At 61.1% G+C, this 13,841-nt stretch carries 12 protein-coding genes; 2 read left to right on the top strand and 10 right to left on the bottom strand.

Annotated elements, in window-relative coordinates; genetic code table 11:
* Window positions 1-42: 42 nt before the first annotated feature.
* Genes WBR57_RS20435 through WBR57_RS20425 form a run of 3 tightly spaced genes read right to left on the bottom strand, consistent with a single transcriptional unit; the run spans window position 43 to window position 5,254 of the window.
* A complete protein-coding gene (locus tag WBR57_RS20435) occupies window positions 43-3,108 on the bottom strand; it encodes an efflux RND transporter permease subunit (RefSeq protein ID WP_424086047.1) in 3,066 nt (1,021 codons plus the stop codon).
* Window positions 3,105-4,175 carry an efflux RND transporter periplasmic adaptor subunit gene (locus tag WBR57_RS20430; protein ID WP_424086045.1) on the bottom strand — a complete coding sequence of 357 codons (1,071 nt, stop codon included), beginning with the start codon at window positions 4,173-4,175 and terminating at the stop codon, window positions 3,105-3,107. The genes WBR57_RS20435 and WBR57_RS20430 overlap by 4 nt, the downstream gene beginning before the upstream one ends.
* Window positions 4,172-5,254 carry an efflux RND transporter periplasmic adaptor subunit gene (locus tag WBR57_RS20425; RefSeq protein WP_424086043.1) on the bottom strand — a complete coding sequence of 361 codons (1,083 nt, stop codon included), beginning with the start codon at window positions 5,252-5,254 and terminating at the stop codon, window positions 4,172-4,174. The genes WBR57_RS20430 and WBR57_RS20425 overlap by 4 nt, the downstream gene beginning before the upstream one ends.
* 121 nt (window positions 5,255-5,375) lie before the next feature.
* On the opposite strand from WBR57_RS20425, the gene WBR57_RS20420 reads away from it, so the two are divergent.
* The gene (locus tag WBR57_RS20420; protein WP_424086041.1) at window positions 5,376-6,536 is read left to right on the top strand and encodes an AAA family ATPase; all 1,161 of its coding nucleotides are present in this window, start codon (window positions 5,376-5,378) and stop codon (window positions 6,534-6,536) included.
* Window positions 6,537-6,697: 161 nt separating this feature from the next.
* Entirely contained in the window at window positions 6,698-7,720 is a 1,023-nt protein-coding gene (locus tag WBR57_RS20415; protein WP_424086039.1) for a hypothetical protein, read from the top strand.
* 141 nt (window positions 7,721-7,861) lie between these two features.
* Here the strand turns inward: WBR57_RS20415 and WBR57_RS20410 are convergent, their stop codons facing one another.
* From WBR57_RS20410 to WBR57_RS20380, 7 genes are all read right to left on the bottom strand, one after another.
* On the bottom strand, window positions 7,862-8,710 hold the full coding sequence (locus WBR57_RS20410) for a transporter substrate-binding domain-containing protein (protein WP_424086037.1): 849 nt from the start codon (window positions 8,708-8,710) through the stop codon (window positions 7,862-7,864).
* Window positions 8,707-9,483, bottom strand: a complete 777-nt coding sequence (locus WBR57_RS20405; protein ID WP_424086035.1) for an amino acid ABC transporter ATP-binding protein — start codon at window positions 9,481-9,483, stop codon at window positions 8,707-8,709. Before WBR57_RS20405 ends, WBR57_RS20410 begins: the two co-directional genes overlap by 4 nt.
* Window positions 9,480-10,139 carry an amino acid ABC transporter permease gene (locus tag WBR57_RS20400; RefSeq protein WP_424086033.1) on the bottom strand — a complete coding sequence of 220 codons (660 nt, stop codon included), beginning with the start codon at window positions 10,137-10,139 and terminating at the stop codon, window positions 9,480-9,482. The genes WBR57_RS20405 and WBR57_RS20400 overlap by 4 nt, the downstream gene beginning before the upstream one ends.
* Window positions 10,120-10,785, bottom strand: a complete 666-nt coding sequence (locus WBR57_RS20395) for an amino acid ABC transporter permease (RefSeq protein WP_424086031.1) — start codon at window positions 10,783-10,785, stop codon at window positions 10,120-10,122. The genes WBR57_RS20400 and WBR57_RS20395 overlap by 20 nt, the downstream gene beginning before the upstream one ends.
* 435 nt (window positions 10,786-11,220) lie before the next feature.
* Window positions 11,221-12,003, bottom strand: a complete 783-nt coding sequence (locus WBR57_RS20390; protein WP_027607851.1) for a MetQ/NlpA family ABC transporter substrate-binding protein — start codon at window positions 12,001-12,003, stop codon at window positions 11,221-11,223.
* 127 nt (window positions 12,004-12,130) lie between these two features.
* Window positions 12,131-13,054 (bottom strand): sigma 54-interacting transcriptional regulator, encoded by a 924-nt coding sequence (locus tag WBR57_RS20385; RefSeq protein ID WP_424086028.1) that lies wholly within the window; start codon window positions 13,052-13,054, stop codon window positions 12,131-12,133.
* 49 nt (window positions 13,055-13,103) lie between these two features.
* The gene (locus WBR57_RS20380; protein ID WP_424086027.1) at window positions 13,104-13,685 is read right to left on the bottom strand and encodes an alpha/beta hydrolase; all 582 of its coding nucleotides are present in this window, start codon (window positions 13,683-13,685) and stop codon (window positions 13,104-13,106) included.
* Window positions 13,686-13,841 lie beyond the last annotated feature (156 nt).

The raw sequence follows: 13,841 nt of genomic DNA, 5'->3' as shown, positions 1-13,841 counted from the left end.
GACTGATCCACCGCTTTCGCGAGCAAGCCCGCTCCCACATTTTTAACCGCGTTGTTCCTGTTGCTCTGGCTTCGGCTCGCGGATTTTGTACCAGGCCACATACAGCGCCGGCAAAAACAGCAGCGTCAGCAAGGTGGCGATGATAATCCCGCCAATCATCGCGTAGGCCATCGGCCCCCAGAACACTTCGCGCGCAATCGGGATCATGCCCAGGCTCGCCGCCGCCGCCGTCAGCAGGATCGGCCGGCGCCGATGCTCGGTGGCTTCCACCACCGCATCCCATGGCGTGTAGCCGTCGCGCTCGTAGGCGTCGATCTGCGTCACCAGGATCACCGAGTTGCGGATGATGATGCCGATCAGCGCCAGGATCCCCAGGATCGCCACAAAGCCCATCGGCGTGCCCGTGGGAATCAGCGCCAGCACCACGCCGATCAGCCCCAGCGGCGCGACACTCGCCACCAGGAACATCTTCTGCACGCTGTGCAGCTGGATCATCAGGAACGTCGCCATCAAGAACAGCATCAGCGGCACCACGCTGGCAATCGGGCCCTGGGCCTTGCCGCTTTCTTCCACTGTGCCGCCGGTGGCGACCTTGTAGCCCACCGGCAGGCCGGCGCTGAATTTGTCGATCTGCGGCTTGAGCTGCTTGACCAGGTCGGTCGGCTGCATCTCATCGCGTACCGAAGCCTTGATCGTGATGGTCGGCTTACGGTCGCGGCGCCACACCAGCGGCTGCTCCAGCTCATAGCGCACGGTGGCAAACGCCAGCAGCGGAATCGAAGTGCCGTTGGGCGTGACGATCTGCAGGTTCTGCAGGGTTTCCGGGGTGCCGCGCTCGGCGTCTTCGGCGCGGCCGACCACGTTGATCAGGTAGATATCGTCGTGCACCTGGGTCACCGACGCGCCGCTGACCACGCTGTTCATCAACTGCGCCACGTCTTCGGACGACAGCCCCAGTTGCCGCGCCTTGTCCTGGGCGATGTCGACCCGCAGCACTTTGCCCGGCTCGTTCCAGTCGTAGATGATCTCGCCCAGGTGGGTGTTTTGATCGAGCAAGGTCGCCAGCTCGATCGCGTGTTTGCGCACCTGGTCGGTGTCTTTGCCGGACACGCGGTATTGAATTGGCCGGCCTACCGGCGGGCCCATTTCCAGCGGCTGCACATAACTGCCGATGCCGACGAAATCAGCGCGCAGGCGTTTTTGCAGGCGCGCAATCAGCGCGCTGCGCTCTTCCAGGCCCTTGCTGACGATCACCAGCTGCGCGTAGTAAGGGTTTTCCAGTTGCTGGTCGAGGGGCAGGTAGAAACGGATCGCGCCCTGGCCGATGTAAGTGCTCCAGCGCGCGATATCCGGGTCGTCCTTGATGATCGCTTCCAGGCGGTCGACGGCCTTGCGCGTTTCGTTGATCGAGGCGTTTTGCGGCAGGTTGAGGTCGACGAGGATTTCCGGGCGATCCGACGACGGGAAAAACTGGTTCTGCACAAACTGCATGGAAAACACCGACGCCACAAACAGCCCCACGGTGATGCCGATGGCCCACCAGCGGTTGCGCATCGCCCAGAGCATGCCGCCATTGAACGCGCGGCCGATGCGCCCCGGTTCTTTGTTCTCGGGTTTCACGTTGGCGCTGAGGATATGCACGCCAATCACCGGCGCAAACAACACCGCCACCACCCACGACACCAGCATCGCCACCGCGATCACCGCAAACAGGGTGAAGGTGTACTCACCCGCCGAACTGGCATTGAGGCCGATCGGCACAAACCCGGCCACGGTCACCAGCGTGCCGGTGAGCATCGGGAACGCCGTGGAGGTGTAGGCGTAGGTCGCCGCCTGCTCCTTGGTTTCGCCTTTTTCCAGGCGCGTGATCATCATCTCTACGGTGATCATCGCGTCGTCCACCAACAGGCCGAGGGCGATGATCAACGCGCCCAGCGACACCCGTTGCATGGTGATGCCGCTGTACTCCATGAACACGAACACCAGCGCCAGCACCAACGGAATCGAGCACGCCACCACCAACCCGGCGCGCATGCCGAGGCTGATAAAGCTCACCACCAGCACGATGATCACCGCTTCAAACAAGGCGCTGGTAAAGCCGCCCACGGCCTCTTCCACCACTTCGGCCTGGTCGGAGACCTTGTGCACGCCGACGCCCACCGGCAGGTCGGCGGTCAGCTCGTCCATGCGCGTGTGCAGGGCCTTGCCGAAGGATTGGATATTGCCGCCTTTCTGCATGGCGATGGCCAGGCCAATCGCCGGCTTGCCATTGAAGCGGAACATCGGCCGCGCCGGGTCGACATAACCACGGCTGATCTCGGCGATGTCCGCCAAGCGATAGAAGCGGTCATTTAGGCGCAGGTTGACGTTGGCCAAGTCCTTTTCCGAGGCGAACTGCCCCGAGGTACGCACGGAAATCCGCTCCGGCCCGGCCTCGATCACCCCGGCAGGCGTCACCGCGTTCTGCGATTGCAGGCTCTGTACAACCTGGCGCTGATCAACCCCCAACGCCGCGAGTTTGCGTGTGGAGAAATTCAGGTAAATCACTTCATCCTGCTGGCCGATCATCTCGACCTTGCCCAGCCCCGGCACCGAACGGATCTCGGCGCGCACTTGCTCCACGTAGTCGCGCAGCTGGCGCATCGACAAGCCGTCGCCGGTAAACGCGTACACCGAGCCGAATACGTCACCGAACTCGTCGTTGAACGATGGCCCCTGCAAGCCTTGCGGGAAGGTGCCGCGGATGTCGTCGATCTTCTTGCGTACCTGGTACCAGATCTCCGGGATGGCCTTGGCGCTGGTGGTGTCCTTGAGGAACACGAACACCGTGGATTCGCCGGGCCGGGTGTAGCTTTTCACGTAGTCGAGGGAGTCGAGCTCCTCGAGTTTTTTCTCGATGCGGTCGGTGACCTGCTTGAGGGTTTCTTCCTGGGTCGCGCCGGGCCAGCGGGTCTGGATCACCATGGTCTTGATGGTAAACGAGGGGTCTTCCTCGCGGCCCAGGTTCATGTACGAGAACACGCCCATCAGCAGCGCGACGAACATCAGGTACCAGACGAAGGACTGATGCTTGAGGGCCCAGTCGGATAAGTTGAAGCTCCCTTTCATCGCGGGCTGTCCTCGTCGATTTTGACTTTCTGCCCGGGTTTCAGGCTGTTCACGCCAGCGGTGACCACACGCTCGCCGGGTTTGACGCCGCCGTTGAGCGTGGCGCTGTCGGCGTCGCGGCTGATGACAGTGACGTCACGCGGTTGCACGGTCTGGCTTTGAATATCGAGCAGCCAGATGCGGGTCTTGCCGTCGGCTTCCTGCAAGGCGCTCAAGGGCAGTTCGATGCGCGGCGCGATGGCGGTGCTCAGGGTCACGCTGATCGCGGTGCCGAGGCGAAACGCGGCAGGCGTCTCGGCCAGGCTCAAGCGCGCACGACGGGTGCGTGTTGCGCTTTGGGCCTGGGGCTCGATCTCACGCACGGTGGCGGTGGTGTGCACGCTGGAGTCGAGTTGCCCGGCCACCAGGAATACCACGTCCGGCGGCAGACGCTCGGCGAGGCTGGCGGGCAGGTCGATCACCGCTTCCTTGATGTCCGGGCGTGCCAGGGTCACCACCTGCTGACCGGCGCTGACCACCTGGCCGGCCTCGGCATTCCAGGCGGTGACGATGCCGGCGTGGTCGGTGCGCAGCTCGGCGTAGTTGAGCTGGTCCTTGGCCTGGTTGACCGAGGCTTTGGCCTGGTCAAGGGTGGCCTGGGTGGTTTTCAGGTCGGTCTGGGCGATGTCGAGTTGGGCCTGGGCGCCGACGCCGCGGTTGAACAATTCCTGCTGGCGACGCGCATTCGCCTGGGCATTGATGTACTGCGCCTGCACCCGAGCGAGGTCGCCCTGGGCGGAGCGCAACTGGTTCTGCTGGTCGGTGGGGTCGAGCACGGCGAGCAAGGCGCCCTTCTCCACTTCGGCGCCCACGTCTACGGCGCGACGGGCGATGCGGCCGGGTACACGGAAACCCAGGTTGCTTTCATAGCGGGCCTGAATGGTGCCGGCGAAGCGCCCGAGGTTTTCCTGGTCTTCGGCTTTCACTTCCATCGACAACACCGGGCGCACCGGTTCGGGTGCCGGCTCTTCCTTGGAGCAGGCCGCCAGCAACAGGCCGGCGGCGAGCAGGAGCGTCAGGCGCTTCATGGCTGGGCTCCTTGCTGGGCGATCTCGACGAGCATACCGGGGTGCAGCAATTGCCCACCGGCCACCACGACTTTTTCGCCGCCTTTAAGGCCTTCGCCGATGATCACTTTGCCGGTGAGGTAACGCGCCACGCTGACCTTGTGCAGCTGCGCCTTGCCGTCGCCGTCGATCAGCCACACGGCAGGTTCGCTGAGGTCTTTGGTGAGCGCCGACCAGGGCAGCTCGATGCTGGCCTTGGCCGGGCCATTCGCGGTAGCGCTGACCACCGAGCCCAGCTGCATGCCCTTGGGCAGTTCCTGCAGGGCGATTTTCACTTGCACGGTGCCGGTGTTGGCGGCCACAGCCGGGGTGACTTCGCGGACTTTGCCTTGCACCTTGATGTTCGGGTTATCCAGCAAGCTGACGGTGATTGGCGCGTCGGTCGGCGGCTCCACCAGCAACGACTCATAGACGTTGAACACCGCATCGCGCTCGCCATCACGGGCCAGGCTGAAAATCGGCACGGTGGCCTGCACCACCTGGCCGACTTCGGCCTGGCGCGCGGTAATCACGCCAGGCGCATCCGCGACCAGCGCGGTATAGCCCAGTTGTTCGCGGGCATTCGCCAGCTGGGCCTGGGCGGCGGCCAGGGCGCTTTGGCTGCTGCGCAGCGCGGCCTGGGCCGAGTCGTATTCACTGCGGCTGGTGTAGCCCTTGGGCAGGAGTTTTTCCTGGCGCACAAAGGCGGCGGCGGTCTGCTTGACCCGCGCCTGTTCGGCCACGACCTGGGCCTGGGCGGAGTCGACGTTGGTCTGCAAATCCTTGGGGTCGAGCTTGGCCAGCACTTGCTTGGCGGTGACGCGGTCGCCCACGTCGACCATACGCTGGATGATCTTGCCGCCCACGCGAAAGGACAGATCGGTTTGCACGCGGGCCTGGATATCCCCGGTCAGGGTGACCGCCGCGGCAAAATCCGCCGGCTGCACGGTCTGCACAAACACCCGTGAATGCGCCTTGGGCTCGGTGTTTTCCTGGCCACAGCCGCTGAGCAGCGCCAGTAGGCCAAGGCCGAGTATAAATATCGAAGTGCGACCGCCCATGCAGGCTCCTTTTGCGTGATGCCGACTTGCCAGTGTGTATGCGACTGTGAGCTTAGATCAGGGTTCCTTATCTGCATGGAGGATCCCATACTCCAATGGTTCCCACGTCGACTGAATACCTATGTTGAAAACACTCGCGGTGGCCAATTACCGCTCGATCAATAAATTGGTAGTGCCGCTGGACCGGCTGAACCTGGTCACCGGCCCCAACGGCAGCGGCAAGTCCAACTTGTACCGCGCGCTGCGCCTGCTGGCCGAAACCGCCCAAGGTGGAGTGATCAACGCGCTGGCGCGTGAGGGTGGGCTGGATTCGACCTTCTGGGCCGGGCCGGAAACCATCAGCCGGCGCATGCACAGCGGCGAGGTGCCGGTGGAACCCAGCGTGCGCCAGGGTGTGAGGCGCTTGCGGCTGGGGTTTGCCGGGGAAGATTTCAGCTACGCGATCTCCCTGGGGCTGCCGGACAAAACCCTGTCGTATTTCGCCCTGGACCCCGAGGTGAAGAAAGAATGCATCTGGGCCGGCCACCTCTACCGCCCCGCCAGCCTGCTGGTGCAGCGCTCGGGGCCGATGGTGCGCGCCCGCGATGGCCGCGCCTGGGATGTGCTGGCACAGCACACGCCGAACTACCACAGCCTGTTCGATCAGGTCGGCAGCCTGCGCGGCTCAACCGAGGTGTTGCTGCTGCGCGAAAGCATCCGTGGCTGGCGCTTTTACGATCACTTTCGCAGCGACGTTGATGCGCCCGTGCGCCAGCCGCAACTGGGCACGCGCACGCCCGTGTTGCATCACGATGGCCGCGACCTGGCGGCGGCGTTGCAGACCATCCGCGAAATCGGTGACCCGGACGCGCTGCAGCGCGCGGTCAGCGATGCGTTCCCCGGCGCACGCTTGAATATCGAACCGTTGCAAGGTGGGCGCTTCGCCATTGAGTTTTATCAGGAAGGCTTGCTGCGGCCTTTGTCGGCGGCGGAGTTGTCGGACGGCACCCTGCGTTATCTGCTGCTGATCGCCGCGCTGCTGACGCCTCGGCCGCCGACCATGATGGTGCTGAACGAACCGGAAACCAGCTTGCACCCGGACCTGTTGCCGGCGTTGGCGCGCTTGATTATCCAAGCGTCGCAGCAGTGCCAGGTGTGGGTGGTGTCGCATGCCAGCCGCCTGATTGCGGCGTTGCAGCAGGATGAGGGGTGCAACTCAATTGTGTTGGAAAAGGTGCTGGGCGAGACGCGGGTCGTCGGGCAAGGCATGTTGGATGCGCCGGCGTGGCATTGGCCGGAGTAGTCCTTTACGAGCGTTCCCGCTGAGTGGGGGCAATCGGTAAAATCTCCTAGCTATAAAATTCTTTGCAACCTACGAACAGCAAAGGAACCATCCTACAGTCGCTACCACTCAGCCCCCTGAAACGGCATTCCGTCGTTTTCCATCAACCCTGGAGGCTGTCTATGGTGCAGATCAACAATAACCCTTCTCCAACTCCGCCACCCTTACCCTCTCCCCATAACACGCAGCGGGATAACGCAACGAGTTCGGAGGCCGCCCAACTCTATTACGAACCCACCCCAACCCAAGCAGGAGCCCAGATAGAACCAAAGCAGCACATCAATCAGTCGTATCAGGATTATCAGAGAGAGCACTACGCCTGGAGAACCGGCCTTGACAAAAAAAACGTCAGCGTGCAAGACGTTCCGAAGGATGAAGCTCGACAACCCAGACCGTCACTGGCCGGCTTGTTCTTAGATATAGGGTTGTCGTTTTTAACGGGTGGACCAGGGGGCAGTGTCAAACCCCGAGTAACGCCGCGAGTGATACCCAGGCTTCGGCAACCGGGCGGGCTACAAAACGCATCGAGTACACCATCGCCCAAAGCACCCATCAGCAATCCAGTCGCCACCGCTCCATTACCGGCGTTGAAACCCTCCACCGTGAAGCTCGAGCCCATAAAGATTCCAAAAAATCCGACCCCGGAAGCCTTTCAGGAAATCGCTACCCGAAGCCAGACCGTAACAAATGAGGGTGAGCCCAAAGGTTACGTATTGAAGGGCATTGTTTTCCGTGGCGACATGCGCGACCCGCAAACGCTATTCGAACAGGGGTTCGAGTTGCGTACTTCCGTCAAAGACATCGCTGAAGTCAATGGCAGCCGAGGAGGTTTTGGAGGTGGCCGCGATGCGCTGGACCCCGACGGAAAGGGGATATCCACATCCGGCTATTACAAACAAGCCGGGGCAGGCGCCTATTACTATGGTGGGGATAAGGGCGGTCACACCTTCGTGATCGATGGCAGACAACTTGAAGGCTATCACCTGTATGCCAATAACGCCGCCGGACAGAACCGCAACGGTGGCACCGACTTTTTAAGGCCCTGGGAAATCAATTACGGGGATAACATTCCGGGTTCAAAAATTGTGGGCGCTTTTGATAAAGACGGAAAATTCATTCCCAATCAAAATTACGGCAAAGAGTGAACTGCCGGGGACGATTAATTGACGTCCCACCAAGCGGTAGCTATCCCCTGCGCTAGACCTTAAGCGTAGCACCGAAGCAACAGGGCTCGGCGCGCATGCTTAACTGCGCAGGAGGATAGCGTCAGAACCAATAGCGCAGAGTCAACCCTGCCACTTACCGCCTTCAACAATCACACTCTCAGGTTTGGTGTCATCGCTCAGCTCTTTACGCACATATTGGTCGTAGAGCTTGAGCAGGAATTTCTCTTCACCCAACTTCGCCAACTCGGCATTCACCCAGTCGCGCAGTTCGATATTGCCTTTCTTCACCGCCGGCGCAATCGGCGCTTCGTCGCCGAGTTTCTCTTCCAGCACGCGATAGCCTGGGTTCTGCTTGGCCCAGCTGAACAGCACCAAGTTGTCCTGCGCATACGCGTCGCCACGCCCGGCCGACAGCGCTTGCAGCGACTCGGAGTTCTTCTCGAACTTGAGCAGTTTCCAGTCCGGGTGGTTTTTGGTCAGCCAGATATCGGCAGTGGTACCGGTGGTCACGATGGTGGTGCGGGTGGCCAGGTCATCCAGGCTTTTCACCGAACTGTCCTGGGGCACCAGGGCCTGCACCGCGACTTTAAGATTGGGGTTGGTGAAGTCCACCGCTTCCTTGCGCTCAGGCGTCACGGTCATGTTGGCGAGGATCAGGTCGACCTTGTCGCTTTGCAGGAACGGAATACGGCTGGCCGGCTCGACGGCGACAAACTCAACCTTGTTTTCATCGCCCAGCAAGTCCTTGGCGAATTGGCGGCCAATGTCGGTATCGAAACCGACGTAGCGACCGGCTTCGTTCACAAAGCCAAACGGCGGCTTGTCGGTAAACACGCCGACGATCAACTTGTCGCGGGCTTTGATTTTATCGATGTAACTGACGGCAGCGGGTTTTACAGGCTCTTCGGCCTTTTTATCGCAGCCGGCGAGTAAGGCGACGGCAAGCAGTGGCAGCAGTAACTTTTTCATGGCAGCTCCAGTTCCTTGATCTTTTTGGGCAGTGTTGAAACAAAGGAAAACTTCTCCAGAAACTGCTGCGCGCGTGCGGTTTGCGGGTTCGTAAAGAATGCTTCGGGGGTGTTGTGCTCGAGGATGCGACCGGCCTCCATAAACACCACGCGGTCGGCGACTGCACGGGCGAAGGCCATTTCGTGGGTGACAATCAACAGGGTCATGCCATCGCGGGCCAGGCCCTGGATCACCTCCAGCACTTCCTTGACCATCTCCGGGTCAAGGGCGGCGGTGACTTCGTCAAACAGCATCACCTGTGGGTTCATGCACAGCGAGCGGACGATGGCGATGCGTTGCTGCTGGCCGCCGGAGAGCTGACGCGGGAAGGCGTCACGCTTGTCGGCGAGGCCCACGCGGTCCAGCAGTTTTTCGGCCTGGGCGCGGGCTTCGCGGGGCTCGCGTTTTTGCACCTTCAGCGGGCCGAGCAGGATGTTGTCGAGCACGCTCATGTGCGGGAACAGGTGGTAGCTCTGGAACACCATGCCCACGTCCTGGCGGACCTGCCGCCAGTCGGTGTTTTTATCCAGCAACTCCTTGCCGGCGAAACGCAGGCTGCCGCTGTGGGCCACTTCCAGGCCGTTGAGGCAACGCAGCAAGGTGCTTTTGCCGCAGCCGCTGGGGCCGAGGATCACCACCACTTCGCCGCTTTGCACACGCAGGTCGATGCCCTTGAGCACCTGCTGCTCGCCGAAAAATTTGTTGAAACCCTGGAACTCGATCAATGCGCTCATGCTTGGGCCCAGCGCCGTTCCAGCACCTTGGAGGCGGCTGACAACGGGTAGCAGATAAAGAAGAAAAACAGGAACAGCACGCCGTAGATCAGTACCGACTCATAGGTGCGCTCGATGATTTGCTGGCCGACCTTGATCACGTCCACCACGCCGATCAGCACCGCCAGGGAGCTGGTCTTGATGATCCGCGTGTAGACGTTGATGGTCGGCGGCGTCATGCGTTTGAGGGCCTGGGGCAGCAGCACGTAGCCGTACAGCTGCGGGTCGGACAGGCCAATCGACAAGCCCGCTTCACGCTGGCCACGCGGCAGCGAATGCAACGCCCCACGCACCACTTCACCCACTTCGCTGGCGCCCCACAGCGACAGCACCAGCACCGCGCACCAGAAGCTCGGGATGCTCAGGCCGAAGAAAATCGGCAAGCCGAAAAACAGCAGGTACAGCCACACCAGCACCGGAATCGCCCGGAACAGCTCCAGGTAAACCCGCAGCACCGCGTTGACCAGCCGGTTATTCAGGGTGCGCAGTACGCCGTACAACACGCCGCCAACAGTGCTGAAGGCGATGCTCAGGAAGGAAATCGACAACGTTTGCGCAGCGCCCTTGCCCAGTTGCGGCAACGACACCCACAACAACTCAAGACCCGAACTGGCCATGCTGGAGCCTCCTTTCCAGGCGGCTGAGCAGCAGCGACAACGGCAAAAACAGCAGCACGCAAATCAGCGTCAGTACGGCGAGCATTTCGTAAGTCTTGTAGTAGAGCGCGATGTAGCTCTTGGTGGTGTAGAGAATCTCCGGCACCGCCACGGCGGAGACCACGGTGGTCTCCTTGAGCAGAAAGATGAAATTGGCGAATAGCGCCGGCAGGCTGAGGATGCCGGCCTGGGGCAGGATCACATGGCGCAGCAGCTGCCAGTCGGACAGGCCGATGGACTTGCCGGATTCGATCTGCGCCAGCGGCACCGCTTCCACACCGGCGCGCAGCACTTCGGTGAGGTAGGCGCCGCCGAGGAAGGTCATGGTGATGATCGCCGCCCAGAACCCGGAGATATTGAAGCCCAGGGCCGGCAGCGCGAAGTACACGAAAAACAGTTGGATCAGCAGCGGCGTGTTGCGCGCCAGCTCCACATACAGCGCCACCAGGCGCCACAGGTAGGGCGTGCGAAACACCAGCAGCGCGGCGTTGATCAGCGCCACCAGCAAGGAGGTGGCAATGGCGATCAGGCCCACTTGCAGCGTCACCCCCACGGCCTTCAGAAACGCCGGCAAGGTGCTGAGGATAAAAGCGAAATCGAAGGTCATCTTGAGTCCATGACGCCGCAAGGGTAATGCGGCGGGCGCTATCCGTTCCGGCGTGGGTAACGCCGGGTAGCGCGAACTTTAAAGGTATAAAAAGTAAAATTTAAATACCCAAATAGCATATTGATATCACCCAAAAAGATAACCCCCGGATTCGCGGGTTTGCCGGGTGACAGCTATGGTTGGTGGGTCTGTGTTTCGAGGGAATGAACAATGAACAATGGAAAACCGATGGATCCGCAGGAGCTGGTGAAATGGTTGGTGGCGTTGCGCAGGGCGATCAATAGCCGCTGAAGATCCAATCTGAGATGAAGAGCAAATATGGGAGGGGGCTTGCCCCCTCCCATATTTTGATTGCAGTGCAAATTTCGGCCATAAAAAAACGCCGACGCTATCCAAGCCGTCGGCGTTCAAACCTTGAAGGGGGTTTTGTTTACATCAGAACGCCGGCACCACTGCGCCGTTGTACTTCTTCTCGATGAAGGCTTTGACTTCCGGGCTGGTCAGGGCCTTGGACAGTTTCTGGATAGCGTCGCTGTCCTTGTTGTCTGGGCGAGCCACCAGGAAGTTCACGTAAGGCGATTTGGCATCTTCGATGATCAGCGCGTCTTTGGCTGGGTTCAAGCCGGCTTCCAGGGCGTAGTTGGTGTTGATCAGGTCCAGGTCAACCTGGTCCAGCACGCGAGGCAGCAGGGCCGATTCCAGCTCTTTGAATTTCAGGTTCTTCGGGTTGCTGGCGATGTCTTTCGGCGTGGCCAGGGCATTGGTCGGGTCTTTCAGGGTGATCACACCGGCCTTCTGCAGCAGCAACAGGGCGCGGCCGCTGTTGGAGCCTTCGTTCGGGATGGCCACGGTGGCGCCATCTTTGAGCTCAGAGATGTTCTTGATTTTTTTCGAGTAGCCGCCGAAAGGTTCAACGTGCACACCGACCACGGTGACCAGGTTGGTGCCTTTGCCCTTGTTGAAGTTTTCCAGGTACGGCAGGGTCTGGAAGTAGTTGGCGTCCAGGCGCTTTTCGGCGACCTGTACGTTGGGCTGTACATAGTCGGTGAAGACTTTGATTTCCAGGTCCACGCCCTCTTTGGCCAGGGTCGGCTTGACCAGTTCGAGGATCTCGGCGTGCGGGATCGGGGTGGCGGCAACCACCAGTTTCTCGTTGGCCTGGGCGAAGCTTGCAGTCAGGGCAGCCGCCAGTGCGGTAAACAACAGAACCTTTTTCATGCAGTGTCCTTATCGAAATTCCGGGGCGTCTCTGACGACCGTTTTTTATGTGGTGTGCCAGCGAAGTGCTATCGCGGCGTGGAATGGACAATACCTATATTTTTTATTCCCGAACAATATCTTTTATTCACGTTGATATTCCATTTTGCTCATTTAGGAATTTACGCAGGGTTTCCTGCTCGGCAGGGCTGGCACTCGCGAAAATCCGCTGCACTTGCTGCAAAGGCGAGCCTGCGATTGGCAGGTTCAAATGCTCGGGCAAAATCTCGTCGCCACTGCTGACCAGCAAGGCAAAGTGAATAACGTTTTCCAGCTCGCGGGTATTGCCCGGCCAGCTGTGATGTTCCAGAACGCGTTGGGCCGCGTCGCTGATCAGCGGCACCGGCAGGTCCAGGCGCTGGCTGTAGATACCCAGGAAGTATTCGGCCAGGGACAGGATGTCGCCGACCCGCTCGCGCAAGGCCGGCAAGTCCAGCTGGCCTTCGCTCAGGTAATGAAACAGGCGCTCATGAAACTTGCCCGCCGCCACGGCCTGGGCCAGGTCGATGCTGGTGGCGGCCACCAGGCGCACGTCCACCGGGCTCGGCTGATGGGCGCCGACGCGCGTCACTTCGTGGTTTTCCAGCGCGGCGAGCAACTTGACCTGGATCGGCAGCGGCAAGTCGCCGATCTCATCCAGGTACAACGTGCCGCCATTCGCGGAACCGAACCACCCGGCGCGGCTGCTGGCCGCACCGCTGTGGGCACCGGCCGCGTAGCCGAACAACTCGGCGTCGGCATAGGTCGGGCTGATGGCGCCGCAGTTGACCGACACAAACAAGCCGCTACGGTCGCTGCCTCTGTGGATATGCCGCGCCAGCAGCTCTTTACCACTGCCGGTCTCGCCACGGATCAACACGGGCAAAGCGCGCGGGGCAAGGTTTTCCAACTCTTCGCGCAGCTGTCGCGAACGCGGGTCGACAAACACCAAGGCCTTGGCGCGGATGCTCAGCGGGCTTTTTTCGGCGTCGGGAAAGGTCAGCAGTGGCTGGCCGAAGGTTTCATGACTCATGGCAGGCTCCCGCCCCAAATCCACTCAGGGACGGGGCGTTGAAAAAAGATCAGGCAGTGCGCCGGGCGTGATGCTCGAGGCGGCTTTGCAGGCGATACAGGTAAGCGAAACCCTGCTCCCAACGCTGGTGACCGGACTTCACATTGATATGCCCGGCACCCGAGAGGATCCCGGCTTCGGCGCCCCAATTGCGCGCCAGCTCCAGGGCCCGAGGGGCGCTGACGGCGCTGTCGTTGTCGGAGCTGACCACTTGGCTGGGAAACGGCAGCAGGTCGGTGGGGATCGGCGCGAAGTTGCGCAGGGCGGGCGAGCACGCCGGGCGTTCGACGTCGGCCGGTGCCACCAGCAAGGCGCCGCGTACCTGCCGCAAAAACTGCAGCGGAGCACTGGCCGCCCAATGCGCCACGGTGATGCAGCCCAGGCTATGGGCGATCAGGATCACCGGGGTGCTGTCGGCGGCGATGGCCTCGGCCAACGCGGCTACCCAGTCTTCGCGGCGCGGGGTAAGCCAGTCGGCCTGCTCCACGCGTGCACTGTTGGGCAGACTGTTCTGCCAATGGGTTTGCCAATGATCTTCTGGCGATCCTTGCCAGCCCGGCACGATCAGATAACGAATCGACTCGCTGTGCATGGGTGTGCCCTCCTGCAGCGTTTAACGTTGCTGACCAGTATAGGGATGCGCTTTATATTCGTTAAGGAATAAGAAGCTATTTATTAATAACCAAAAATCAAACCTGTATGAGATCAAAATGTGGGAGGGGGCTTGCCCCCGATGGCGGTGGGTCAG

This window comes from Pseudomonas sp., assembly GCF_049590575.1.
Lineage (GTDB): Bacteria > Pseudomonadota > Gammaproteobacteria > Pseudomonadales > Pseudomonadaceae > Aquipseudomonas.
Note: the sequence above shows the minus strand (reverse complement) of the source record. Positions and strands in the feature narration are given on the sequence as shown.

What these genes read in the sequence shown, in the direction of transcription:
- WBR57_RS20430 (WP_424086045.1), bottom strand. Translation starts at nt 4,175, where the DNA reads ATGAAGCGCCTGACGCTCCTGCTCGCCGCCGGCCTGTTGCTGGCGGCC.
- WBR57_RS20435 (WP_424086047.1), bottom strand. Translation starts at nt 3,108, where the DNA reads ATGAAAGGGAGCTTCAACTTATCCGACTGGGCCCTCAAGCATCAGTCC.
- WBR57_RS20415 (WP_424086039.1), top strand. Translation starts at nt 6,698, where the DNA reads ATGGTGCAGATCAACAATAACCCTTCTCCAACTCCGCCACCCTTACCC.
- WBR57_RS20405 (WP_424086035.1), bottom strand. Translation starts at nt 9,483, where the DNA reads ATGAGCGCATTGATCGAGTTCCAGGGTTTCAACAAATTTTTCGGCGAG.
- WBR57_RS20385 (WP_424086028.1), bottom strand. Translation starts at nt 13,054, where the DNA reads ATGAGTCATGAAACCTTCGGCCAGCCACTGCTGACCTTTCCCGACGCC.
- WBR57_RS20425 (WP_424086043.1), bottom strand. Translation starts at nt 5,254, where the DNA reads ATGGGCGGTCGCACTTCGATATTTATACTCGGCCTTGGCCTACTGGCG.
- WBR57_RS20420 (WP_424086041.1), top strand. Translation starts at nt 5,376, where the DNA reads ATGTTGAAAACACTCGCGGTGGCCAATTACCGCTCGATCAATAAATTG.
- WBR57_RS20390 (WP_027607851.1), bottom strand. Translation starts at nt 12,003, where the DNA reads ATGAAAAAGGTTCTGTTGTTTACCGCACTGGCGGCTGCCCTGACTGCA.
- WBR57_RS20400 (WP_424086033.1), bottom strand. Translation starts at nt 10,139, where the DNA reads ATGGCCAGTTCGGGTCTTGAGTTGTTGTGGGTGTCGTTGCCGCAACTG.
- WBR57_RS20410 (WP_424086037.1), bottom strand. Translation starts at nt 8,710, where the DNA reads ATGAAAAAGTTACTGCTGCCACTGCTTGCCGTCGCCTTACTCGCCGGC.
- WBR57_RS20395 (WP_424086031.1), bottom strand. Translation starts at nt 10,785, where the DNA reads ATGACCTTCGATTTCGCTTTTATCCTCAGCACCTTGCCGGCGTTTCTG.
- WBR57_RS20380 (WP_424086027.1), bottom strand. Translation starts at nt 13,685, where the DNA reads ATGCACAGCGAGTCGATTCGTTATCTGATCGTGCCGGGCTGGCAAGGA.